The sequence below is a fragment of the Ideonella sp. WA131b genome (genome assembly GCA_023657425.1).
Lineage (GTDB): Bacteria > Pseudomonadota > Gammaproteobacteria > Burkholderiales > Burkholderiaceae_C > Rubrivivax.
Genome location: JAGTJW010000001.1, coordinates 1 through 22,334, shown reverse-complemented (window position 1 = coordinate 22,334; position 22,334 = coordinate 1). Strand labels below are relative to the sequence as shown.

General features: G+C 64.0%; 22 protein-coding genes. 9 read left to right on the top strand and 13 right to left on the bottom strand.

Going from position 1 to position 22,334, the window contains the following annotated elements:
* The first annotated feature begins 226 nt into the window (after positions 1 to 226).
* From KA711_00110 to KA711_00085, 6 genes are all read left to right on the top strand, one after another.
* Positions 227 to 574, top strand: coding sequence for a GGDEF domain-containing protein (locus KA711_00110; GenBank protein MCM0607394.1), 348 nt, complete (start codon positions 227 to 229; stop codon positions 572 to 574).
* Positions 575 to 581: 7 nt separating this feature from the next.
* The gene (locus KA711_00105; GenBank protein MCM0607393.1) at positions 582 to 743 is read left to right on the top strand and encodes a transposase domain-containing protein; all 162 of its coding nucleotides are present in this window, start codon (positions 582 to 584) and stop codon (positions 741 to 743) included.
* A gap of 6 nt (positions 744 to 749) precedes the next feature.
* Positions 750 to 1,751: an IS4 family transposase gene (locus tag KA711_00100; GenBank protein ID MCM0607392.1), complete on the top strand. Its 1,002-nt coding sequence runs from the start codon at positions 750 to 752 to the stop codon at positions 1,749 to 1,751.
* Positions 1,752 to 1,764: 13 nt separating this feature from the next.
* On the top strand, positions 1,765 to 3,456 hold the full coding sequence (locus tag KA711_00095) for an IS1634 family transposase (GenBank protein MCM0607391.1): 1,692 nt from the start codon (positions 1,765 to 1,767) through the stop codon (positions 3,454 to 3,456).
* 225 nt (positions 3,457 to 3,681) lie between these two features.
* Positions 3,682 to 5,328: an IS66 family transposase gene (locus KA711_00090; GenBank protein ID MCM0607390.1), complete on the top strand. Its 1,647-nt coding sequence runs from the start codon at positions 3,682 to 3,684 to the stop codon at positions 5,326 to 5,328.
* Entirely contained in the window at positions 5,325 to 6,188 is an 864-nt protein-coding gene (locus KA711_00085; protein MCM0607389.1) for a DUF4338 domain-containing protein, read from the top strand. The genes KA711_00090 and KA711_00085 overlap by 4 nt, the downstream gene beginning before the upstream one ends.
* Here the strand turns inward: KA711_00085 and KA711_00080 are convergent.
* A complete protein-coding gene (locus KA711_00080; protein MCM0607388.1) occupies positions 6,154 to 6,771 on the bottom strand; it encodes an IS630 family transposase in 618 nt (205 codons plus the stop codon). The genes KA711_00085 and KA711_00080 overlap by 35 nt on opposite strands.
* Positions 6,772 to 7,305: 534 nt before the next feature.
* Complete coding sequence (locus KA711_00075) at positions 7,306 to 8,655, bottom strand: ISL3 family transposase (GenBank protein MCM0607387.1); 1,350 nt, start codon at positions 8,653 to 8,655, stop codon at positions 7,306 to 7,308.
* Positions 8,656 to 8,789: 134 nt separating this feature from the next.
* Between KA711_00075 and KA711_00070 the strand changes: the two genes are divergently transcribed.
* Both KA711_00070 and KA711_00065 read left to right on the top strand, forming a co-directional pair.
* A protein-coding gene (locus KA711_00070; protein ID MCM0607386.1) for an IS3 family transposase occupies positions 8,790 to 9,991 on the top strand; the annotation gives its coding sequence in 2 pieces (ribosomal slippage) (positions 8,790 to 9,051 and positions 9,051 to 9,991; 1,203 coding nt in all).
* 542 nt (positions 9,992 to 10,533) lie between these two features.
* A complete protein-coding gene (locus KA711_00065; protein MCM0607385.1) occupies positions 10,534 to 11,868 on the top strand; it encodes an IS110 family transposase in 1,335 nt (444 codons plus the stop codon).
* A gap of 170 nt (positions 11,869 to 12,038) precedes the next feature.
* Here KA711_00065 and KA711_00060 read toward each other — a convergent pair whose 3' ends face one another.
* The 7 genes from KA711_00060 to KA711_00030 form a co-directional block, all read right to left on the bottom strand.
* Positions 12,039 to 12,260 carry a helix-turn-helix domain-containing protein gene (locus tag KA711_00060; protein MCM0607384.1) on the bottom strand — a complete coding sequence of 74 codons (222 nt, stop codon included), beginning with the start codon at positions 12,258 to 12,260 and terminating at the stop codon, positions 12,039 to 12,041.
* A gap of 765 nt (positions 12,261 to 13,025) precedes the next feature.
* On the bottom strand, positions 13,026 to 13,307 hold the full coding sequence (locus tag KA711_00055; GenBank protein ID MCM0607383.1) for a BrnA antitoxin family protein: 282 nt from the start codon (positions 13,305 to 13,307) through the stop codon (positions 13,026 to 13,028).
* Positions 13,276 to 13,560, bottom strand: a complete 285-nt coding sequence (locus KA711_00050) for a BrnT family toxin (protein ID MCM0607382.1) — start codon at positions 13,558 to 13,560, stop codon at positions 13,276 to 13,278. Before KA711_00050 ends, KA711_00055 begins: the two co-directional genes overlap by 32 nt.
* Positions 13,561 to 14,572: 1,012 nt before the next feature.
* Positions 14,573 to 14,893 (bottom strand): DUF5615 family PIN-like protein, encoded by a 321-nt coding sequence (locus KA711_00045; protein ID MCM0607381.1) that lies wholly within the window; start codon positions 14,891 to 14,893, stop codon positions 14,573 to 14,575.
* Positions 14,877 to 15,095 carry a DUF433 domain-containing protein gene (locus tag KA711_00040; protein MCM0607380.1) on the bottom strand — a complete coding sequence of 73 codons (219 nt, stop codon included), beginning with the start codon at positions 15,093 to 15,095 and terminating at the stop codon, positions 14,877 to 14,879. The genes KA711_00045 and KA711_00040 overlap by 17 nt, the downstream gene beginning before the upstream one ends.
* A gap of 186 nt (positions 15,096 to 15,281) precedes the next feature.
* Positions 15,282 to 15,617 (bottom strand): BrnA antitoxin family protein, encoded by a 336-nt coding sequence (locus KA711_00035; protein MCM0607379.1) that lies wholly within the window; start codon positions 15,615 to 15,617, stop codon positions 15,282 to 15,284.
* On the bottom strand, positions 15,595 to 15,864 hold the full coding sequence (locus KA711_00030) for a BrnT family toxin (protein ID MCM0607378.1): 270 nt from the start codon (positions 15,862 to 15,864) through the stop codon (positions 15,595 to 15,597). Before KA711_00030 ends, KA711_00035 begins: the two co-directional genes overlap by 23 nt.
* Before the next feature lie 238 nt (positions 15,865 to 16,102).
* Between KA711_00030 and KA711_00025 the strand changes: the two genes are divergently transcribed.
* Positions 16,103 to 16,702 carry a hypothetical protein gene (locus KA711_00025; GenBank protein MCM0607377.1) on the top strand — a complete coding sequence of 200 codons (600 nt, stop codon included), beginning with the start codon at positions 16,103 to 16,105 and terminating at the stop codon, positions 16,700 to 16,702.
* Positions 16,703 to 16,717: 15 nt separating this feature from the next.
* Here KA711_00025 and KA711_00020 read toward each other — a convergent pair whose 3' ends face one another.
* From KA711_00020 to KA711_00005, 4 genes are all read right to left on the bottom strand, one after another.
* Positions 16,718 to 16,810, bottom strand: a complete 93-nt coding sequence (locus KA711_00020; GenBank protein ID MCM0607376.1) for a GNAT family N-acetyltransferase — start codon at positions 16,808 to 16,810, stop codon at positions 16,718 to 16,720.
* A gap of 12 nt (positions 16,811 to 16,822) precedes the next feature.
* Positions 16,823 to 17,941 carry an IS630 family transposase gene (locus KA711_00015; GenBank protein MCM0607375.1) on the bottom strand — a complete coding sequence of 373 codons (1,119 nt, stop codon included), beginning with the start codon at positions 17,939 to 17,941 and terminating at the stop codon, positions 16,823 to 16,825.
* A 484-nt stretch (positions 17,942 to 18,425) separates the two neighbouring features.
* Complete coding sequence (locus tag KA711_00010; GenBank protein MCM0607374.1) at positions 18,426 to 19,661, bottom strand: IS4 family transposase; 1,236 nt, start codon at positions 19,659 to 19,661, stop codon at positions 18,426 to 18,428.
* 1,323 nt (positions 19,662 to 20,984) lie between these two features.
* Positions 20,985 to 21,197, bottom strand: a complete 213-nt coding sequence (locus KA711_00005; protein MCM0607373.1) for a hypothetical protein — start codon at positions 21,195 to 21,197, stop codon at positions 20,985 to 20,987.
* Between the last annotated feature and the right edge of the window lie 1,137 nt (positions 21,198 to 22,334).

Sequence of the window (22,334 nt, the reverse complement as noted above, 5' to 3'; positions counted from 1 at the left end):
GACGCCACCGTCGCCCCGGACCGTGACTTCCCATGCATCCGCAAGCCGAATGCCTGGACGCTGCGCACCTCGTGTTGTCGGGGGTGAGCGCTGCAGTTGAGGAGGACGGGCTGCTGGAGCGCCTGGTGCCCTGGCGTCGAACGCCGCGCGAGCACCATGCCGCGATGCTGCGCCGCATCGACCGGCTGCGTGCCTGCTGTCGCAGAGCCAAGCGTTCATCGTGCACTTGGGCAGCGAGCTTGCCAGCGCCAGGCGCGTGGAGGGCTGTGATCCGCTCACCGGTCTGCCCAACCGACGCGGCTTCGAGCATCACGGGGTGCGGGTTCGCGCTCAACACGCTGGCGGGCCTCACAAGCTCGCACTGCTGTTCGTGGATCTCGATCGATTCTGCCGGCGTGGCGGTGATGAGTTCGTCTGCGCCTTGCCCCATATCGACAGCGAGGACCCCGCCATCGCGCTGACTGCAGAGCTGCGGCGCGCGATCACCCGGCCCTGCGCGCTGGGAGGGCATCAGGTGAACGTCGGGGCCCGCATCGGCGTGGTGCGGCGGCCTAACCCAATACGGTTCCGTTAGCCGATTTTTGTCCAACCTCGGCCATGTGCTGGCCCGGGTGTTTCCTGCGGAGCGAGTGCACGAAGCGCTGGATGCGCACGGTGTGAACTCGCAGCGCATCCGTCGTTTTCCCGCCGTGGCGGGGGTGTACTACACCATGGCGCTGAGCCTGTATCCGGAGGCCGCCTAGGAAGAGGTGTTTTCGGTTGTCGCGCAGGGCCTGGCCTGGGCCCGGGGGTCGCAGCAGCCACCGCCGGTGTCCAAGTCCAGCATCAGCGCGCTGCGCAGCCGCATGGGCTCGGCACCGCTGCGCGATCTGCTGCGCAGCTGCTGCCTGCCGCTGGCGGATCCGGCGCGGCAGCCGCAGGCCTTCTACAAGGGCCTGCGCCTGATGGCGATCGACGGCAGCCGCCTGGAGCTGGCCGACGAGGTCGATGTGGCCACCGCTTTCGGCCGCCCGGGCAGCCGCACCGGTGTGGCGGGCTACCCGCAGGCGCAGTGCGTGGTCCTGGCCGAGTGCGCCACCCACGCCATCGTGGCTGCCGAGCTTGGACCCTACCGGGGCGACGAGTGGGCGCTGTGCCAGTGGCTGCTGGGGGCGCTGGAGCCGGGGATGCTGTTGCTGGCCGATCGGGGCTTCAACGGCTTCGAGCACTGGCAGCAGGCACTGGGCAGCGGCGCGCAGTTGCTGTGGCGGGCCACGGATTCGCGGCTGCTGCCGGTGGAGCAGTTGCTGCCCGACGGCTCCTACCTGAGCCGCATCAAGCCCACCGGGGTGGGCAAGGCAGCGGCCGCTGCCCAGGCGCTGCAGGTGCGCGTCATCGAGTACCAACTGCCAGGCGTGCCCGATGCTGCGCCCCGCTACAGGCTCATGACCAGTCTGCTCGATCCGGTGCAGGCGCCTGCGCTGGAGCTGGCGGCGCTGTACCACCAGCGCTGGCAGGTAGAGGCGGTGTTCGACGAACTCAAGACGCATCTGCGCCAGGGCCGGCGCGTGCTGCGCAGCAAGACCGCCGAGCTGGCGCGCCAGGAGTTCTACGGCTGGGTGCTGGCGCACCCGAGTTCGACACCAAAAGCCGAGTTCGAGCGATTTTCTCGCCCCGGCTCCAATGTAATCAACAAGTTAGCGCTGCAGCGCCAGTTTTTCTGTAGTGGCACGCCATGCGTGCGAGGGTATTGGCATGCAACAGGGAGGTAGCTACACTCTCGCCATGTTCATCAAGCTCACCCGGTCCGGCGAACGCACCTACGCGCAACTGGTCGAGTCGTTCCGCGATGAACACGGCAAGCCGCGCCAGCGCACGGTAGCCACTCTGGGCCGCATCGACGAGCGCGGCGGTCAGGTCGACTCGCTTCTGGATGGCCTGTTGCGAGCCAAGGGGCGCCCAGTTGCCACGGGCGGCGACCTCCAGGTGCGCTTCGAGTCGGCCCTGTGCCTGGGCGATGTCTGGGCCCTCGATGCGCTGTGGCATGAGCTGGGCTTCAATGCCCTGGGGGCGGTGTTCCGGCGCGCCCGCTTCACCACCGCCGTCGAGCAGGCGATCCGGGTGATGGCCTTCAACCGGCTTAGCGATCCGGAGTCCAAGCTGGGTGTGCTGCGCTGGCTGCAGACGGTGAGCATGCCGGGCATCGACGTGGCCAAGCTGAGCCACCAGCATCTGCTGCGCAGCATGGATGCGCTGATGGACCACCAGCAGGCCGTGGATGACTGCGTGGCGCAGCTGCTGCGGCCGCTCATCGACGAAGACCTCTCGGTGGTCTTCTACGACCTGACGACCATCCGCGCCGAGGGCCACAGCCAGCAAGACGGCGACGTGCGGCACTTCGGCATGTCCAAGGAAGGCGTCATCGCCCGCCAGTTCATGCTGGGCGTGGTGCAGACGGCCGACGGTATGCCGATCTACCACGAGGTCTTCGACGGCAATACGGCCGAGGCGCCGACGCTGGAGCCCACGCTCAAGAAGGTGCTGGCGCGCTGCCCGCACATCCGCCGCCTGGTCGTGGTGGCCGACCGCGGGCTGCTCTCGCTGGACAACATCGAGGCGCTGACCAAGCTCCACGTGGCGGGGGATCGGCCACTGGAATTCATCCTGGCGGTGCCAGGGCGGCGCTATGGGGAGTTCGTCGATCTCTTGGCGCCGATGAGTGCACGCATGGCCCAGGCCACCGACGAAGTCGTCGAGGAGGCGCAGTGGCAGGGCCACCGACTGGTGGTCGCCCACAACCCCGTGCGTGCGACGGAGCAGACCCAGGAGCGGCTGGCGAGGATCCACGCATTGGAAGAGCGCGCAGCGCAATGGGCCAGCAAGCTCGATGCGCAGGACGCCGGCCAGGTACACCGCGGCCGCAAGCTCTCGGATTCCGGCGCCAAGGCGCGTTTGTTCCACGAGGTCAGCGACGCGCATCTGGCGCGCATCATCCGGGTCGATCTGAAGTCCGACCTGTTCGCCTACGAGATCGACGATGCCGCGCTGGCCCGGGCGCAGCTCATGGACGGCAAGCTGATGCTGATCACCAATGTCCGCGACATGACCGCGAACGAGGTGGTGCGCCGCTACAAGTCGCTGGCCGACATCGAACGCGGCTTCAAGGTGCTGAAGTCGGAGATCGAGATCGCGCCGGTCTTCCACCGGCTGCCCGAGCGCATCAGGGCCCATGCGAGCATCTGCTTCATGGCCTTGATCCTGTACCGCGTGATGCGCCAGCGCCTGAAGCTCGCCGGCAGCGAGTTGTCGCCGGAGGCAGCCTTGGCGGACTTGCGTCGCATCCAGCGGCACACGGTCACCATTGACCGCAGCGCCCCTATCCACGGCGTCTCCACCGTTCAACCACGCCAGGCCGCAGCCCTGGCCGCGCTCAACGTCAAGAAGCCGACCATCGACGCCCAGATGCCGCTGCTGTAGTGGCATTTTCCAAGGCCTGGCCTATATGGATCAAGCACTTACAGCGGTTAGTGTCGAACTCGGGTAAACATTCGGTGAGCACGTAAGCAACACCCCGCTGGGGCAGAGCCCCGAAATCGCTGGACACGTCTACCCCACTGCGCTACCTTTGGCGGTGTGCAAAACGCCGAAGTTCTAGACGCCGTGAGCAGGGGATCACCTCCCGACTTGCCGCCCAAGCCGGCTTTGTCGTCTACCCCCAAGCCCTTCGACCTGGAACGTGTGACGCTGACCAAGCGCGAGCACATCGAGCTCGTCATGCAGGCCAAGCAGTACAAGTCCCTGCACGCGAGGGCCGTCGAGCGACTTGAACGAATGCAGGGGCGCCACCGGATCGAACTGGGTCGGGCCCGCTGTCGCGAGGACAGCCTGCGGGCCGAACTGGAGGCGGCGAATGCCCAGATCCGCGATCTTCGCCAACGTGTGTTCGGTGAGAAGACGGAGCAGTCGCGCACGATTCCAGGTTTGCCCCAAAGGGTCACCGGCAAGGCGCGTCCACGGGGTCAACAGCGCGGCCGGCCTGGCCACGGCCGCACCCGACTGCGCGCACTGCCGGCCGTGGTCCAGGAGATGACGAGCCAGGCCTGCTGCCCTGCGTGCGGCCTGGGCCTTCGCGACTTTGCCGGCACGCAAGACGCCGAGGTGCTGGAGATCGAAGTCAAGGCCTACCGTCGTGTCGTGCGCCGCCGCCGTTACCGGCCTCTGTGCCAATGCGCTCGCCTGCCCGGCATCGTGACGGCGCCACCACCGGCGCAGTTGATCCCGCGCGGCAAGCTGGGTGTGTCGATCTGGGCGGAAGTGTTGCTGTCTAAGTTTGCCTACGGCCAGCCCAGCGCGCGGCTGCTCCAAGACTGGCGCGACAAGGGGCTGGAGATCTCCCAGGGCACGCTCACCGACGGGCTGCACTGCCTGCTGCCGATGTTCGCGCCGCTGGTTGAGGCCGGGCTGGCCCAGCTGCGCTCCGCTAACCACTGGCATGCCGACGAGACGCGTTGGGAGGTCTTCGAGGAGCTTGAAGGCAAGGTCGGCCACCGCTGGTACCTGTGGGTGTTCAAGTCCAAGACGGTGGTGTGCTTCGTGCTCGACCCGTCGCGTTCGGCGAAGGTACCCGGCGCCGCCCTGCAAGGCGTTGATCAAGGCATTCTCAGCGTCGACCGCTTCGGCGCCTATCGCAAGTTCGCCCGCCAAGTGCCAGGCGTGAGCCTGGCGATCTGCTGGGCACACCAGCGCCGGGACTTCTTGCGCCTGGCCAACGACCGCCCCTTGTTGTGGGGCTGGGCCATGGGCTGGGTTGAGCAGATTGCACAGTTGTACCGGCTGCACGCCTTGCGCCGCCAGCAGTACGACAGCGCCGTTGACTCGGCAGCGTTCATCGACAGCGACACCCAGCTGCGCAAGCTCATCGCCGGTTTGGATGCGCAGTGCCAGGCCGGCCTGTCCGATGAGCATCTGGCCGAGCCCGCCCGCAAGGTGCTGCGCACGATGCGCACGTACTGGCCCGGCTTGGTGCTGTTCCTGGACCATCCCTGGCTGGACCTGGACAACAACGCCAGCGAACGCGCGCTCAGGCCGGCGGTGGTGGGCCGAAAGAACTTCTACGGTTCGGGCAGCCAGTGGTCCGGGCAGTTGGCGGCCACGATGATGAGTCTGTTGGGCACGGTCCGGATGTGGGGACTGAACCCGCGACTGTGGTTGCGCAGCTACCTGCAAGCCTGTGCGCAAGCCGGCGGTCATGCACCCGAGGACTGCCGGCGCTTCGTGCCGTGGCAGATGGATGCCGCAGAGCTGGCCGCCCTGCGCGGCAGCGACATCGTCACCCTGGACAGCTCATGAGGCGGTACAGCGGGCGCGACTTCAGCGCGCAGGACTTGCAGGCGATCGTCGACACGATCGAGTCGAACCCGGCGCTCAAGCGAACCCCGCTGTCGCGCGTGGTCTGCGAACTGCTGGAGTGGCGGCGTCCGGATGGCCGGCTGCGGGAGATGAGCTGCCGCGTGGCGATGCTGCGCATGCAAGCCGACGGGCTGATCACACTGCCGCCCTCGCTGATCCCCAATCCCCGCCGGCGCGCCCAGTTCACCGCCACATCGGCCACCGACGGGCAGCCCGCGCTGGTGGCTGCCGTGCACGACCTGCCGGCGCTGAGCCTGCACATCGTGCAAGGACGCGGGGCCGAGTCCCGGTTGTGGAACGAGTATGTGGCGCGGTACCACTACCTGGGCTACACGCCACTGTCGGGCAGCCAGATCCGCTACAACGTGTATGCGGGAGAGCAACTGCTGGCGCTGTTGAGCTTCGGCGCCAGCGCGTGGAAGCTGGCCGACCGCGAACGCTTCATCGGCTGGACACCGGAGCAGCGGCAGAAGAACCTGCAGCTGATCGTCAACAACGCGCGCTTCCTGATCCTGCCGTGGGTGCAGTCCAAGGGGCTGGCCTCCAAGATCCTGGCCCTGGCTGCGCGCCGGCTGCCGGTGGACTGGCAATTGCGATACGGCTACCGACCGGTGCTGCTGGAGACCTTCGTCGAGAGCCCCCGGCACAAGGGCACCTGCTACAGGGCCGCCAACTGGCAACTGGTGGGCAAGACGGTCGGCCGGGGCAAGAAGAGCACCGTCCATGAACAGGTGCTGCCCACCAAGGACATCTGGCTGTATCCGCTCAGACGAGACTACGCTGCGGTTCTGCGGGGGTGAGCGGGGACGTGCTCACCGAATGTTTACGAACTCGGGAGCAAAGCACCAACGCGTGCTCGGGCGGGGACATGTACAGGCCCACGATGTCTTCGAGCTTCTCGACGAACTTCGGGTCGCGGGACACCTTGAAGCCGCGCACCAAGTGCGGCTTCAGGCCGTTGGCCTGCCAGTGGCGCATCACCGTGCTCGGGCTGACCTTCAGCACTGCAGCCATCTTGCGAGTGCTCCAGTGCGTGGCAGCCACGGGCGTGCTCTGCGTGGTCAGCTCCACCAACTTGGCAACGTCCATCTTCACGGGCGGGGCGCCGCGCGGCAGGTCCTGTTCAATCCCCGGAAGGCCGGACTGCAGATAGCGCTCGCGCCAGCGAGCAACCTGCACGCGCCCTACGCCCAGTTGCTCGGCGATGTCCTTGTTCTGAAGGCCCTGTGCGGCCAGCAGGACGATCTGTGCACGCTGGGCCAGCCTGACGCTGGTGCGCTTGGAGCGCGCAAGCCTCGTCAGTTCGACCTCTTGCTCATCCGTCAACTCTATCCCTGGGGCAACTCGCAATTTTTCGCTCCATTGCAAACCGAAGTAGAGCATTGGAGGTGGAAAACTCAATTACGTTCCTTCAAGAGTCGAACACTACACTAGCGGGCGCTGCTGGCCTACATCTGCCAGCGCATCGTCGGTCAGATCGGCCTGCCAACCCCACCGCCGGTGCCCTCGGCACCCGGGTAACTGCAGTTTTTGGGATCAGTGGAGGCAAGGTGCTGGGTGCGAAGACCAAGCACAGCGTGAACAGAGCGAGCCAGGCGTTCCGGCAAGCGGCAGCGGCGCTGCGAAGCAGCAAGTCAGCGCTGGGGGCCTACTACAGGCGGCTGTGCGGCCGCATGGACAAAGGCAAGGCCGTCATGGCAGCGGCCCACACCTCCTCTGTGACGTGGCCTACATGGGGGGCGTGAAGTGCGGCGATATGGATGACGGCATGCACCTCGCGCAGATTTGCGCGAATCGCCTCAACGTCTTCGATCGATCCGACATGGTCCGATGTTGACGAAGGCGCGCTGTCAAGGCCAATGACTTCGTGTTCGGCGGCGCGGCGGATGTATGTGGCGCGGCCTATCCTTCCTGGCTCTATGCCGTTCCGTGTGGAACTTGACCGCACATCCGATGCTGTGTCAGGCCCGCTGACAGTGCCATTGCCGGCACGAAGGGCGATGCCGGCAAGTGGGTGAGCTTGCCCAGGCGCAGATAAGCGATGGCGATGAAGTTGGCTGCTGTCCTGAAGCCGCGGGCCGCGCGCTTGGCTTGCTGCATCAGCCCGTTCATCGCCTCGACGAAGGCGTTGCTGCGGTGATCGAGCATGCCTCGCACGACTGAATCGAAGTGGTCTCTGAGCGTGGCCGCCAGCCGCTTGAAGGGCTCCAGGCGACTGCGCCGCGCCCACGACAGCCAGGCCTTCAACTCGGCGCAAGCGAGCTCGGGTTGGTTGTGGCGGCGTGCGTTGGCGAACACCTCGCGCAGCGCCATCTTCAGCCGCCAGGCACGCGCAGTCTTCAGGTTTGCTCGCTGCAACCAGTGCATGGCTTGAAGCTGCGTGGCCGTCCAGCCCGAAGGATTCCTGCGCATGCCCCACAGGATGGAGCGGCGCTGCTTGGCCGTCAGCACGCCCAGTTCCTGCTGCACCTGCGCCTGCTCGGTCTTCCACTCGGCTGCGCGCACCTCGTCCATGGCTTCGCCTGCGAGCTTGACGACGTGGAAGCGGTCGTAGCTGACCAGCGCGTTGGGCAGGTAGGTGGCAGCCCCCTTGAGGTACGCCGCACTCATGTCCATGCAGACGTGGGCGATCGCTGTGGGCTCACCGCCGTGGGCATGCAGATCCTGCGTGAAGGCCTGAACCGTCTGGTGCTCACGTCCGGGCGTGCAGAACAGCAGCCGCTTGGCATCCAGGTCGTGCACCACGGTGACGTAGTCATGCCCGCGGCGCAGGCTGGTCTCGTCGATGCCCACGATGCGGACCTGGCTCATGTCCTGCTTGCTCCGCGCCTGGCTCACGTAGTGCTCGATGCGGCGCCACAACTGCTTGTCGCGCACCCGCAGATCCCTGGCCGCCTGGCGCACGGGCAAGTCCCTGCACATCGTCAGCGCCAATGCTTCAAACAGCAGCGTGAAGCCGCTGCCCTGGCGAGCCCACGGTACTGTCAGTTGCGTCGTCTTGCCGCAGGCCGTGCACCCCACGCGTGGCACCTCGGCGTGCAGCCACGCCTCGTACTGGAAAAAGTCCAGATGCCGCCACGAGCGCGGCAGCCGGTCATGCACCTTCTGCGAGGCCGCACCGCAAGCCGGGCACGCCAGCAGCGACTGCTTGCACTCGACGTCGAAATCGATGCGGTGCTTGGCGGTGTCAAGCCGAACCTCCCGCACCACCCATGGTGCTTGCAGACCCAATGCGCCGGTGAACAGCGCCTCCACGCCAACGTTCAAATCGGTACTCCTGGCTACCGCCCCGTGGACATGTGGACAGGCTCAAAGGCAGCCTGCCCACATGCCCACTGACCTTGCCCCTGAAAAACGTAGTCCATAGCTGATGATGAAATCACAGAGATGGAGCACGAGAGATGAGCAAGCAAGAAGGCAAGCGCCGCAGGGCGAGGTACACGTTGGAGTTCAAGCTGGAGGCGGTCAGGCTGGTCAAGGGCGGGCAGGACGCGGCCGTGACGGCACGTGTTCTGGACATCCCGAAGGCCACGCTGGGCAACTGGATCAGGGCGGCCGAGAAGGGTGAACTGCAAGGCGCTGGGGACAGGCCGGTCAGTGCCGAGCAGATGGAGTTGGCGCGGCTGCGGGCGGAGCTGGCGCGGGTCAAGATGGAGCGCGACATCTTAAAAAAAGCGACGGCGTACTTCGCGAAGGAGTCACTGTGAAGTACGCCTGGATCGACAAGCTCAAGACGGTGTGGCCCGTCACGCTGATGTGCCAGGTGCTGGGGGTGAGCGTCAGCGGTTTCTTCGAGCACCGCCAGCGCAGCAGCAAGGCAGCACCGCCGGAGCCCGGCCCCAGGCGTGTAAGCAACGAGGCCCTGGTAGCGCACATCCGCGCGATCCACGCCGAATTCAAGGGCGAGTACGGCTGGCCCCGGGTGTGGAAGGAACTCCTGGCCAGGGGCGTGCGGGTAGGCAAAGACCGGGTGCAGCGGCTGATGAAGATGCACAACATCCGGGCGCGCGGCAAGAGGAAGTTCGTCGTCACCACAGACAGCAAGCACAGCCTGCCGGTGGCCGAGAACCTGCTGGCCAGGGACTTCACGCCCGAAGCACCAGACCGCGTCTGGAGCAGCGACATCACCTACATCGCCACCGATGAGGGCTGGCTGTACCTGGCGGCGGTGATCGACCTGTTCAGCCGCCAGGTGGTGGGCTGGAGCATGCAGCCGCACATGCAGACCAGCCTGGTGACGGATGCGCTGCGCATGGCGTGGTTCAGGCGACACCCAGAACCCGGACTGATCTTCCACAGCGACCGTGGCAGCCAGTACTGCAGCCATGACTTCCAGGCCGCTCTGAAGGGCTATGGGATGCGAAGCTCAATGAGCCGCAAGGGCAACTGCTGGGACAATGCGCCCACGGAAAGCCTGTGGGGCAGCCTGAAGGTCGGGCGGCTGTACGGTAAGCGGTTTGCCACCCACCGCGAGGCGATGGACGAGGTGATCGACTGGTTGACGTTCTACAACCACCGGCGGCTGCACTCCACACTGGGCTACATCAGCCCCATGAAGTTCGAAGCCAACTGGCGCGCGGGCCAGGTCAAGAAAGCCGCGTAACCGAGTCGCTATGGACTACGTCGGACAGGGGCAAGGCCACACCGGGCTCGACGACGACCGGCCATTCTGTCTGTTGGGTTCCACACGAAATGACGAGGGGCCTCCTTCCTGCGGCGCCGGTGATGAGGATCTTCATGGCCAAACGTTCGAGCTAAGCTGCCCGCGTAGGCAGGTACTGTAAGCCCGGACTGAGACGATAGTACGACTGGCTCAGGCCGGGCTTACAGTGCCTGCCGTAGCGGGTCAGCTTGAGCGAGGGGTTAGGCCGCAGCGCACGCTGACGCGCGCGAATCGTTCCGATGAAACTGCTGCGCCGGTTGTGGCAAAAGATGGGGTGCGGAGCCGACCAAGGCCGGACGGACACTGGTGCTTGATGCCCGAGGGTTAGGTTGGTCTTGGGTGACGTCATCGACATTGGTGAGCGGCAGGCCTTGGTGTTCTTGGAAGGGCGCCGAGGCCTGGTGCATCCCGTTTGAGAGAGTGAGCTACGACGACGTACCCATAGTTGGCTCCGCATCCCGCAACGGATGATGGAGCAAGGTATGGCGATGAGCAAGGCCAGGACAGGCCGAAGCAAGCTGGAGGTGATGCACCCGGATGCGGCTGGCATCGATGTGGGTGGTTCGATGCACTTCGTGGCGGTGCCCAATGAAGCGGCGGAGCAATCGGTGAGGCAGTTCGGGGTGTACACCAGGGATCTGCAAGCGATGGCCGACTGGCTGCAGGAGTGCGGCGTGAAGATCGTGGCGATGGAGTCCACGGGGGTGTACTGGATACCGCTGTACGAGCTGCTGGAGCGGCGTGGGTTCGAAGTGATGCTGGTGGACGCCCGGCAGGTGAAGAACGTGTCTGGGCGCAAGAGCGACGTGCAGGACTGCCGGTGGATCCAGCAGTTGTTGAGCTACGGACTGCTGAAGGCGGCGTTCAGGCCGCAAGACCAGTTCTGCGAGCTGCGGGAGTTCAACCGGCTGCGGACGAGGCTGCTGGCCGACCAGGGCCGCAGCGTGCAGCACATGCAAAAGGCCATGACGCTGATGAACATCCAGCTCAGCCAGGCCATCAGCGACGTGGCAGGTGTGACGGGCCAGAAGATCGTCAGGGCCATCGTCGAGGGCGAGCGCGATGCGCAGGTGCTGGCGGCGTACCGGGACAGCCGGATCAAGGCCAGCGAGGAGGAGATCGCGGCGAGCCTGCAAGGCACGTGGAGGGCGGAGCATCTGTTGGCGCTGAAGCAGGCGCTGGGCAGATTCGACTTCTACGCGCAGCAGTTGCAGGAGTGCGAGACCGAGATCCAGCGCGTGATGGCCAAGCTGGAAGTCCACACCAAGGAACTCGGCAAGGGCAAGAAGCGCAGCAAGGCCAAGAACGCGCCGAAGTTCAACGTCCGAGAGCGACTGTTGAAGATGTGCGGAGTGGACGTGACCAAGGTGGACGGCATCGACGAGACCACGGCGCTGAACATCGTGGCCGAAGTCGGAACGGACCTTAGCCGCTTCCCCAGCGACAAGCACTTCGCGTCCTGGCTGGGCCTGTGCCCGGGCACGCGAATCAGTGGGGGCAAGGTGCTGGGTGCGAAGACCAAGCACAGCGTGAACAGAGCGAGCCAGGCGTTCCGGCAAGCGGCGGCGGCACTGCGAAGCAGCAAGTCAGCGCTGGGGGCCTACTACAGGCGGCTGTGCGGCCGCATGGACAAAGGCAAGGCCGTCACGGCTGCGGCCCACAAGCTGGCGCGCCTGTTCTACGCGCTGATGACCAAGGGACAGGAGTACGTCGACCAAGGTCAGCAGTACTACGAAGAGCGCTACAGACAGCGCGTTATCCACCACCTGCAGCGGCGCGCTCAGAGCCTAGGCATGAGTCTGGTGCCGACCGCATAACGCCGAAAAACTATAAGCGAATCAACTACTTGGAAGGAGTTTCTTGAGAGGCCGCGCGCGGGTACGACCGGGACGGATGGTTGACAGATTCTCTGGGCGGATGGTTGACACGCAATAGGACGATCGGAGCTCACAAGAGGAGTTTCCGATGCCCTGGAAAGAAGTCAACGTCATGGAACTGAGGAAGCAATTCGTACGGGACTACAAGCTCGAGGCGCACAGCGTGAAGGACTTGTGCGCAATGTATGGCATCCGCGCTTGCGTTCGCGACAGATGGTGCTGCGATGGCGGCCCATGGTGCGACCGATGGCGGCCAAGCTCTGACGCTCCTTGAGCTTGGTCTCAATCGCCCAACGTTCGGCATCAGAAAGATGTGAGTACTTCGAACCCATTGCAAAGCTCCATATTGGGGTTGGAGCGTTGCACTTAAATAGTGAGACTGCCGCGATGCCTAACGTTCGAGCTACGCTGCCCGCGGAGGCATGCAGTGTAAGCCTGATGTGCGAAGGTGCCGAAGGCGCCGCACACCAGGCTTACGCTGCATGCCGTAGCGGGTCAGCTTGAGCGAGGGGTTAGCCCTCGCTCGTGGGTCAGGGATGACTACCCGCTTATGCGATAGGAGAACACACCCGAAGTGAGAGGTGAGTAAGAAGGGTCTGTGCCCTCCTTTGGAGCGAAGTCTGGAGCCCGTGGTACGAACAGTCCGCTTTCTAGGACAAAGAAGTGTGATCGGGCAATATATAGGCCGGTCGAGTTAGCCAGAACATGTCGAGGTTTCAACCGCACTATTGTAAGTGGCCACTTGTCTGCCGGAATCAAGCTTGATTGATATTGCTTGAGGAGGGCAGGTGCGAGGGCAGCAAGTTCTGCAAGAACTGCGTCGTTCGGTGGCGTTGGGGTGCACGCAACAAAACTCGCCAGTATGGGTAGAACCAAGATTGAGCGACGGAAGGGGATTTGCGTTTGCCGCATTGGCTGACTCCGTTGACGAAATCTTGCGATGACCGGCGATACGTGTGCTTGCGAGGCCAAACGTTCGAGCCAAGCTGCCCGCGGAGGCAGGTACTGTAAGCCCGGACTGAGACAATGTACGGAGTACCTCAGGCGGGGCTTACAGTGCCTGCCGTAGTGGGTCAGCTTGAGCGAGGGGTTCGGCCTCACTGCACAGAGCCGCGCTTCTGCTTCTTGAGCCAGTCCTGCAGAGCTGCGTCGACTCGGGACTGCCACCCTTCACCGGTTGCCCGGAACCGTTCAACAACGTCTCGGGACAATCGGATGGTGATTCGCTCCTTCGTGGGCGACTTCTGCGGACCGCGTACGCCAAGCTTCTGTTGCAGCGAAGCGGGCAGGGCAGTCGCTGACCGGAAGCTCTTGATGTCTTCCGCCTTCAACTCGCGGACTTCGCCATCAGGGCGAGTCAGTGGAACGCGCTTGGGCATAACGCTTCACCTCTCTTGGGTTGGCCTTGCGAAAGCTGATGACACGAACCCCGTCGGTAGTTTCTGTGAAGCACAGAACGTGGACACGGTCTCCCACAAGACCCAGAGCTACGTACCGAGTCTCAGGGTACTCCCTGCGATCGTCCACGGCGAACACAGCGGAGTCGAAGCTGAAGTCTGCGGCTCTCTCGAAGCTAAGACCTCGCAGCCTCAGGTTGCGTTCGTTCTTGGATTGGTCGAAGGTGATCCGCACAGAGCGGATTGTATGCACAAACAGATGGCTGCGCTAAACTGGGCCGAGGCCTGACCTGGGCGTCTGTTGTGAGGCCGAACGTTCGAGCTAAGCTGCCCGCGGAGGCAGGCGCTGTAAGCCTGGTTCCCGATGATGCACCATGTGCCGCGGACCAGGCTTACAGTGCCTGCCGTAGCGGGTCAGCTTGAGCGACCGGTTAGGCCAGCCGCTGGTGCGCAGCGCACCGGGCGCACCCGAGATGGAGTGCTGCTGGAGAGGTTGAAGTTCTGCGCCCGGTGCGCGGTGAGCACAGACAGGTGGCGTCCCACAGGCCTGTCCCTGCGAAGCAGCTTGCGCTGGTGGCGTGCAAAGGAAAGCCAGGGCCGAAGCGGGGCGCTGAACGATGAAGTCCAAAGGTGCCTTGCGAGCGAGGGGACAAGTGGCGAAGGCGAGCCGCGTGCGGCGAGCCGTGATGAGGACAACCGGCATTGCTCTTCGGCGGGCCTAACGTTCGAGCTAAGCTGCCCACGGAGGCAGGCGCTGTAAGCCTGGTTCGCGATGATGCACCAAGTGCCGCGGACCAGGCTTACAGCGCCTGCCGTAGCGGGTCAGCTTGAGCGAGGGGTTAGGCCAGCCGCTTGGGTGCAGCGCACCGGGCGCACCCGAGAAGGAGAGCTGCGGGGGTGATTGGAGTCTCGCGTCCGGTGCGCGGGAAACAAGGAGGAGTGGTTCGAGGTGAGCGGTTCCGTACGAAGCATGTTGCGGCGGTGGCTACCAAAGAAGCGGCGGACCTGAAGCGGGGCGCTGAACAGTGGTGCACAGAGGCGCCTCGCGAGGGAGGGGGCAAGCGGCAGAGGCGAGCCGCCTGCGGCGAGCCGAGCTGAGGACAACAGGCATTGTTTCCCGGCGGGCCTAACGTTCGAGCTAAGCTGCCCGCGGAGGCGTGCAGTGTAAGCCTGGTGTGCGAAGGTGCCGAGGGCGACGCACACCAGGCTTACGCTGCATGCCGTAGCGGGTCAGCTTGAGCGAGGGGTTAGGCCGCAACGCGGGCGAGCGTGCGAGGCGCAAGACTGGCGAGAGCTTCCAGAATTGCCGGAACGGCAAGAACCAGATCGTCCATGCGATTGCTCTTGGCACGTACGACCAAGATCGCAATCGGAAGGGTTCCAGGATTCTGTTGGTACTCCATGCCCCTGTCGGCGGTTAGGAGAACGTCAAACTCGCCAGCCGCGAGAGCGAGCAGCTTGCCGTTCTTGATGCTTGCCCAGCCGTGCTTCTGGACTGAAGTAAAGGTGTGCCCCGTGAGATGACGGCCAAGGCGCCACGGCACAGACTCGTCAAGCAGTATGCGCATCAGCTTCCAGCTGGGATTTGGCGTCTTCAAGGACCTGCACAGCAAGCTCCCTACTCACGGACGGAAAGTCTTCAAGGAAAACTTCCAATGGGTCTCCGGCCTCGAGGTGTTCAAACAGGATTCGTACGGGGACCCGCGTTCCGACGAACACAGGAGTACCTCCGAGGATCTCGGGATCAGAGATGACACGAGGTGACTTCATGGGGCGCTCCGCTGCTGAAGCCGGCATTCTATCGGTGGTGGGCACCTGAGCGTGGGCTTTGCGGCCTAACGTTCGAGCTAAGCTACCCGCGGAGGCAGGCTTTGTAAGCCCGGTGCGCGACGATAGTACGACTGGCGCGGACCGGGCTTACAAGGCCTGCCGTAGCGGGTCAGATTGAGCGAGGGGTTAGACCGCACCTGGCGGACGTGCCTTGCGTTTAGAAGGCTGTGAAGCCAGCCATTCTTTCAGCGCTGTATTGACGCGGGTTTGCCAACCAGGCCCACTTGCCCTGAGAGCACCGACTACATCTGGATCGAGTCGGATCGCAACCTGCTCTTTCACGGGTCGCTTGTTTAGTCCGCGGGTGCGGCGCATTCCAGCCAGAGTGGAGGCGACCCCTCCGCCTGACGTGACTGCACCCTTGCTCCAGTCGACCTTCGGAGATTCCAAAGATGATTCAGTCGTCGCGGCTTTTCGGGCAGCGGCAATCTCTGCTGCACTAAAGGGCTTGGAAGTAGTCATCGGCTTCTTGACGTTCGGCATAGCGGCATGAGATCAGATGCGCGGTGTCGTCACCTCGCGGAGTCCAGACCAAGAAGACGACTCGACCCATCCACATTCCGAGGCTTTGCAGTCTCAGTTCACCGTAGGTCTCTCGAGAGTCTTCCACCGTGACCATCGGGTAGTCGAAAACAGGTTCCAGATCGGCAAGATCGATCTTGTGCTTCTGGAGGTTGGTTCGACGTTTTGGCTCGTCCCAGGTGATCATGCGCAGACTGTATATGCGTTCTGTCGCAGGGTCAAGCAAACCGTAGATGCAGAATGTAGCGGCGCAGACTACGTTGGTTGTGACGCCTAACGTTCGAGCTAAGCTGCCTGCGGAGGAAGCCGATGACCGGCCGCGCAGGGACGATGGCAACGCCCGCCCGGAGCGGCCGGGCATTGGCTGCCGTAGCGGGTCAGCTTGAGCGAGGGGTTAGGTGGCTGGTGGAAAACTGAGGAACTGTATGCGTGACTGGAAGCGATATGAGGAAGCCAAAAGGCTGCGAGACACCGGCCTGACGTTGAAGGCGACTGGCGCAGCGCCTGGCGTGTGTGGCGACACCGTTCGCTACATGCTGGCTTCGCTTGAGCGCAGAGAGAAGTCGCGTGTCTGGGCAACGGAAAACCCAAGCCTTGTGCCCTGGTGGTGGGGCTTGAAGCACGGCACGCGCTGGGAACTTGAGCAGCGTGGGATTGATAGCCGCGATGCTTACATGGCACTGGCCGCCGACGAGTTGAGCATCTGGCGCGGCGCTGTGGCGTTGCCGGGATGGGAAGAAGACAAGGACGCTTGGCGACGGAGCAAAAGGAAAATCGAACTGTCGATGGTTAACGAGGTTCGCGCCTGGCTGGGAGTGGCGCCATACGTGCCGGTTCAGCGCGTGGCGAACACTGCCGACCTGGAGCGTGCCCGGCGGTTGCTGGAGCGACACGGCTGGCGCGTTGAGCCACCTAACGTTCGAGCTAAGCTGCCCGCGGAGGCAGGTGTTGTAAGCCCGGTTCGAGAAAATGTACAGGGTACCTCGGACCGGGCTTACAACGCCTGCCGTAGCGGGTCAGCTTGAGCGAGGGGTTAGGCTTCACTCGGCGGCGGCCCGCTGCATAGGCACAAACCTAAACCCGTTCTGCGAGGTTGGCTCACCTGAACGCACGAAGCCAAAGCGGGCGTAGATGCGCCCATGCTCCTAGTGTAGTGTTGCGTTCTGTTTGGAACTTAAGCGCGCATTGGCCCGAATTACCTTCTGCAGGATGTCGGCGGCGCTCTTGGTCCAGATGAACGGCTTTGGTTTGGTGTTGTGATGGGCGACGTACTTTTCAATGGCAGTGATCAACTCGGGCACGCTCGTGAACACGCCACGGCGCAGCCGATTGACTGTGATGTCCCGGAAGAATCGCTCCACCATGTTCAGCCACGACGCTGAGGTCGGCGTGAAATGCATGTTGAAGCGTGGGCGCTTGGCCAGCCATTCCTGCACCGCAGGGTGCTTGTGCGTGGCGTAGTTGTCGGCGATCAAGTGCAGCGTTTTGTCCTTGGGCGTTTCACGATCGATCTTGCGCAGGAACTTCAGCCACTCTGCGTGCGTGTGACGCTGTTGGCATTGGCCAATGACGGTGCCGTCCAGCACGTTGAGCGCCGCGAACAACGTGGTTGTGCCATTGCGCTTGTAGTCGTGCGTCATCGTCTGCGCGCGCCCCTTCTTCATCGGCAGGCCCGGCTGCGTGCGGTCCAGCGCCTGTACTTGGCTCTTCTCGTCGCAGCAAAGCACCAACGCGTGCTCGGGCGGGGACATGTACAGGCCCACGATGTCTTCGAGCTTCTCGACGAACTTCGGGTCGCGGGACACCTTGAAGCCGCGCACCAAGTGCGGCTTCAGGCCGTTGGCCTGCCAGTGGCGCATCACCGTGCTCGGGCTGACCTTCAGCACTGCAGCCATCTTGCGAGTGCTCCAGTGCGTGGCAGCCACGGGCGTGCTCTGCGTGGTCAGCTCCACCAACTTGGCAACGTCCATCTTCACGGGCGGGGCGCCGCGCGGCAGGTCCTGTTCAATCCCCGGAAGGCCGGACTGCAGATAGCGCTCGCGCCAGCGAGCAACCTGCACGCGCCCTACGCCCAGTTGCTCGGCGATGTCCTTGTTCTGAAGGCCCTGTGCGGCCAGCAGGACGATCTGTGCACGCTGGGCCAGCCTGACGCTGGTGCGCTTGGAGCGCGCAAGCCTCGTCAGTTCGACCTCTTGCTCATCCGTCAACTCTATCCCTGGGGCAACTCGCAATTTTTCGCTCCATTGCAAACCGAAGTAGAGCATTGGAGGTGGAAAACTCAATTAAGTTCCTTCAAGAGTCGAACACTACACTAGGTAGGCAACTGCCTGCAGATTGATAGTCTTAAGCATCTGGGGCGCTTCAGAGGGTGTGAGCGTGGATGTGAATGTGAGGCCTAACGTTCGAGCTAAGCTGCCCGCGGAGGCGGGCGCTGTAAGCCTGGTTCGCGATGATGCACCATGTGCCGCGGACCAGGCTTACAGCGCCTGCCGTAGCGGGTCAGCTTGAGCGAGGGGTTAGGCCTCAATACTGTTCCATTAGGGCATGAACTCGTTCTTTGCTGCCCTTGGTCCGGCTGTCGCGGCTCGCCTCCCCGCGGGCGCGCTGATGCAGGGCTCAAAGCTGCACGGGCGGTGAACTCTTTGTGACGTGTAGGGGGCGTACGGCGAATTGCGGCGCTTGACCATGCGTGGCCGCTGCTGGTTGAGCGTTCGCACGCAGAGGGCCTTGGCGCTGGCCTGCAGCAGCTCACGAAGCCATCGCTGTCGGCGTCTGGGTTGCGCTGGGGGGAAAAGCCCCAGAGCGGGGCAGCTCGCGGCGCAGCAGCTGGACATGGGCCGTGAACGACAGCGCCTCGTCGGCCTGGCCGCAGCGGGCCGCCCCTTCGTGAAGCAGCCAGCGTACCGCGTAGTGCGCCAGCACCCAGCCGTAGAACTCCTGGCGCACCAGCTCGGCGGTCTTGCTGCGCAGCACGCGCCGGCCCTGGCGCAGATGCGTCTTGAGTTCGTCGAACACCGCTTCTACCTGCCAGCGCTGGTGGTACAGCGCCGCCAGCTCCAGCGCCGGCGCCTGCACCGGATCGAGCAGACTGGTCATGAGCCTGTAGCGGGGCGCAGCATCGGGCACGCCTGGCAGTTGGTACTCGATGACGCGCACCTGCAGCGCCTGGGCAGCGGCCGCTGCCTTGCCCACCCCGGTGGGCTTGATGCGGCTCAGGTAGGAGCCGTCGGGCAGCAACTGCTCCACCGGCAGCAGCCGCGACTCCGTGGCCCGCCACAGCAACTGCGCGCCGCTGCCCAGTGCCTGCTGCCAGTGCTCGAAGCCGTTGAAGCCCCGATCGGCCAGCAGCAGCATCCCCGGCTCCAGCGCCCCCAGCAGCCACTGGCACAGCGCCCACTCGTCGCCCCGATAGGGTCCAAGCTCGGCAGCCACGATGGCGTGGGTGGCGCACTCGGCCAGGACCACGCACTGCGCCTGCGGGTAGCCAGCCACACCGGTGCGGCTGCCCGGGCGGCCGAAAGCGGTGGCCACATCGACCTCGTCGGCCAGCTCCAGGCGGCTGCCGTCGATCGCCATCAGGCGCAGGCCCTTGTAGAAGGCCTGCGGCTGCCGCGCCGGATCCGCCAGCGGCAGGCAGCAGCTGCGCAGCAGATCGCGCAGCGGTGCCGAGCCCATGCGGCTGCGCAGCGCGCTGATGCTGGACTTGGACACCGGCGGTGGCTGCTGCGACCCCCGGGCCCAGGCCAGGCCCTGCGCGACAACCGAAAACACCTCTTCGTAGGCGGCCTCCGGATACAGGCTCAGCGCCATGGTGTAGTACACCCCCGCCACGGCGGGAAAACGACGGATGCGCTGCGAGTTCACACCGTGCGCGTCCAGCGCTTCGTGCACTCGCTCCGCAGGAAACACCCGGGCCAGCAGACTCGCACTCAAGTAGTCCGCCAGTCGTGCCCCTGAACCCAATGTCGCCTTCGTCCTGGCCATGGCTGCTCCGGTGGTTGCGCATGGCCAAGTATGGACGAAAATCAACTAATGGAACAGTATTGGGTTAGGCCTCGCTGTGGGTAAACCCGCGGTTGGTGACGTTCCAAAGGCTCGACGTGCGCTTCCCGCTCCGCGCTGCGGAAGGCCCGATGACCAAGGACTGGCTGTTGAGTGGGCCGAAGCGCGAAGAAGCGGATAGCGGGCGCCATACTCGGCTGCCGCTGCACCCGACTGGCAGCTTGGCAGGGCGCTTTGCGCGTTGCCTGGCGTGCAACTGCTCGCGTGGCTGGCCGGCTGTACCAGAGCTTGCTGGGTTGGACAACGGCTCCCTGCTGCGACGAGCGGTTGAGCTTGCACCGAGCTTGGCCAGTCATTGGCTTCGAGGGCTTCCCGATGGAGCCGAAGAGCACCGCAGCGGCCTTGACTTTCGCTGCGCGGCCGACGCGCGGCACTGTTCGAGCTGCCAAGCGGCGTATTCGAAGCGCTTGGCATGCACTGCGCGTTGAATGCGAGGCCTAACGTTCGAGCTAAGCTGCCCGCGGAGGCGTGCGCTGTAAGCCCGGGCTGCGATGATGCACCGTGTGCCGCGGCCCGGGCTTACAGCGCATGCCGTAGCGGGTCAGCTTGAGCGAGGGGTTAGGCAGCACTGTGCAGCCAGCATGGTCGGGTGAGAGTATGGAAGTTGGCGACGTGTGGAGGCCGAGCAGTCGCGCAGGGCTGCAGCGATGCGTCCAAGTCCGCCGCCACGGCAAGCGTACAGCGAAGCCGCAGTTGCTTGTTTGGCGGCGGAACCAAGCCCTGACTGCCAGCGGCGGATCAAGTTCAAGCGCTGCTGACCGCGAAGCGCTGCAGCCAAGCGTAGGGTGGGAGCGCTGCGATGCTGTAACGCCGCGCAAGCGCCCCTGCAAGGTAGGGCAGAGAACCCACGCACGAGCAATCTCCGCGCTGGCCGGAGCTCGTGCATTCGTGCGGCGGCTCAGAAAACTACACATCGCTTCAGATCGGGGCTTCTTGTGCTGCCTAACGTTCGAGTTAAGCCGCCCGCGGAGGCGGGCAGCGTAAGCCTGGGCTGAGATGATGCACAAAGTGCCTCAGCCCAGGCTTACGCTGCCTGCCGTAGCGGGTCGGCTTTAACGAGGGGTTAGGCATCACTGATTTACGGGCCGTGACGTTCACGGCGTTAGCGCCATCATCATGGCAATAGAAAGGCAAGTATGGACTCAAGCAACATCCCTAGCGAAGTTGAGCAAGAGAAGCGACTGCGAATCATCGAGATGCTGCTGCCACAGTTTGGCAGCAGCGTAGAGAAACTGCTTGAGGCGGCTACTCTCGTTCAAGAACATGTTTCAGGCCATCCCCGTTCGCAGCCCTGTAGCACTGCGCGTACAGAGTAAGCCAGTAGTCTCGCTTCTTCTTCTCCGCATCCTTGCCTTCCTCCCACTGAGAGATGCGATCCATTAAGTCAAGAGCAACGCGGGCTTTGGCGTCATTCTGGACCTCGACGGGATGCGTTACGCGGAAGTTCTCGGTTGCCATGGAAGCCTCCGTTGGCGGTTGTGAAGAGGAAGGGATGTTCTGTGATGCCTAACGTTCGAGCTAAGCTGCCAGCGGAGGCAGGCGCTGTAAGCCTGGTACGCGATGATGCACCATGTGCCGCGGACCAGGCTTACAGCGCCTGCCGTAGCGGGTCAGCTTGAGCGAGGAATTAGGCAACACTGAGGGTTTACCCGCAAACCTCTGGGTTAGGTGAAGGCACTTCCGCTTGCTGACACTCAGCGGTGCCTCCCGCTCCGCGCAGAAGAAGGTGGTGTGTCGGGTCTTCAAGCCGCCGCTCCAGCTACAGCTGAGTGAAGCCACAAGCGGCTGGAGAGCGGCGGCCCGACCAACTGACTGAGCTCTGGCTGTTTGATCGGGGCGCTTCTTGCGGGTGATCCGGCTGAGAAAGCGCTGCACTCTTGGCCGAGTTATTGACATGACGGAGTGGGTTGATTCGATTTGGTCATGTGCCTGAGGCTTGAACAAGCTGACCTCGGTAAAGAGACGTTGCTGCGACTTCGTGGCTGTTCAACACACGCCGACAGGCGCTGACTCTGCTGGCGCACCACGGACTTCGTTTGTGTTGCCTAACGTTCGAGCTAAGCTGCCCGCGTAGGCGGGCGCTGTAAGCCTGGTTCGCGATGATGCACCATGTGCCGCGGACCAGGCTTACAGCGCCTGCCGTAGCGGGTCAGCTTGAGCGAGGGGTTAGGCAGCACTGTGCAGCCGACATGGGCGGGTGAGAGTATCCAAGCTGGCGAAGTGTGGAGGTCGAGCAGTCGCGCAGGGCTCCCGCGATGCGTCCAAGTCCGCCGCCACGGCAAGCGTACAGCGAAGCCGCAGTTGCCTGTTTGGCGGCGGCACCAAGCTCTGACTGACAGCGGCGGATCAAGTTCAAACACTGCTGACCGCGAAGCGCTGCAGCCAAGCGTAGGGTGTGAGCGCTGCGATGCTGTGACGCCGCGCAAGCGCCCCTGCAAGGTAGGGCAGAAAACCCACGCAAGAATGATTGCCGCACTGGCCGGAGCTCGTGCATTCGTGCGGCGGCTCAGAAAACTACACATCGCATCAGATCGGGTCTTCTTGTGCTGCCTAACGTTCGAGCTAAGCTGCCCGCGGAGGCATGCAGTGTAAGCG

Excerpts from the sequence above, each read along its gene's own strand:
- KA711_00095 (MCM0607391.1), top strand. The coding sequence starts at position 1,765 with ATGTTCATCAAGCTCACCCGGTCCGGCGAACGCACCTACGCGCAACTG.
- KA711_00085 (MCM0607389.1), top strand. The coding sequence starts at position 5,325 with ATGAGGCGGTACAGCGGGCGCGACTTCAGCGCGCAGGACTTGCAGGCG.
- KA711_00080 (MCM0607388.1), bottom strand. The coding sequence starts at position 6,771 with ATGCTCTACTTCGGTTTGCAATGGAGCGAAAAATTGCGAGTTGCCCCA.
- KA711_00065 (MCM0607385.1), top strand. The coding sequence starts at position 10,534 with ATGGCGATGAGCAAGGCCAGGACAGGCCGAAGCAAGCTGGAGGTGATG.
- KA711_00060 (MCM0607384.1), bottom strand. The coding sequence starts at position 12,260 with ATGGGTTCGAAGTACTCACATCTTTCTGATGCCGAACGTTGGGCGATT.
- KA711_00055 (MCM0607383.1), bottom strand. The coding sequence starts at position 13,307 with ATGCCCAAGCGCGTTCCACTGACTCGCCCTGATGGCGAAGTCCGCGAG.
- KA711_00045 (MCM0607381.1), bottom strand. The coding sequence starts at position 14,893 with ATGCGCATACTGCTTGACGAGTCTGTGCCGTGGCGCCTTGGCCGTCAT.
- KA711_00040 (MCM0607380.1), bottom strand. The coding sequence starts at position 15,095 with ATGAAGTCACCTCGTGTCATCTCTGATCCCGAGATCCTCGGAGGTACT.
- KA711_00035 (MCM0607379.1), bottom strand. The coding sequence starts at position 15,617 with ATGACTACTTCCAAGCCCTTTAGTGCAGCAGAGATTGCCGCTGCCCGA.
- KA711_00030 (MCM0607378.1), bottom strand. The coding sequence starts at position 15,864 with ATGATCACCTGGGACGAGCCAAAACGTCGAACCAACCTCCAGAAGCAC.
- KA711_00025 (MCM0607377.1), top strand. The coding sequence starts at position 16,103 with ATGCGTGACTGGAAGCGATATGAGGAAGCCAAAAGGCTGCGAGACACC.
- KA711_00015 (MCM0607375.1), bottom strand. The coding sequence starts at position 17,941 with ATGCTCTACTTCGGTTTGCAATGGAGCGAAAAATTGCGAGTTGCCCCA.
- KA711_00010 (MCM0607374.1), bottom strand. The coding sequence starts at position 19,661 with ATGGCCAGGACGAAGGCGACATTGGGTTCAGGGGCACGACTGGCGGAC.
- KA711_00005 (MCM0607373.1), bottom strand. The coding sequence starts at position 21,197 with ATGGCAACCGAGAACTTCCGCGTAACGCATCCCGTCGAGGTCCAGAAT.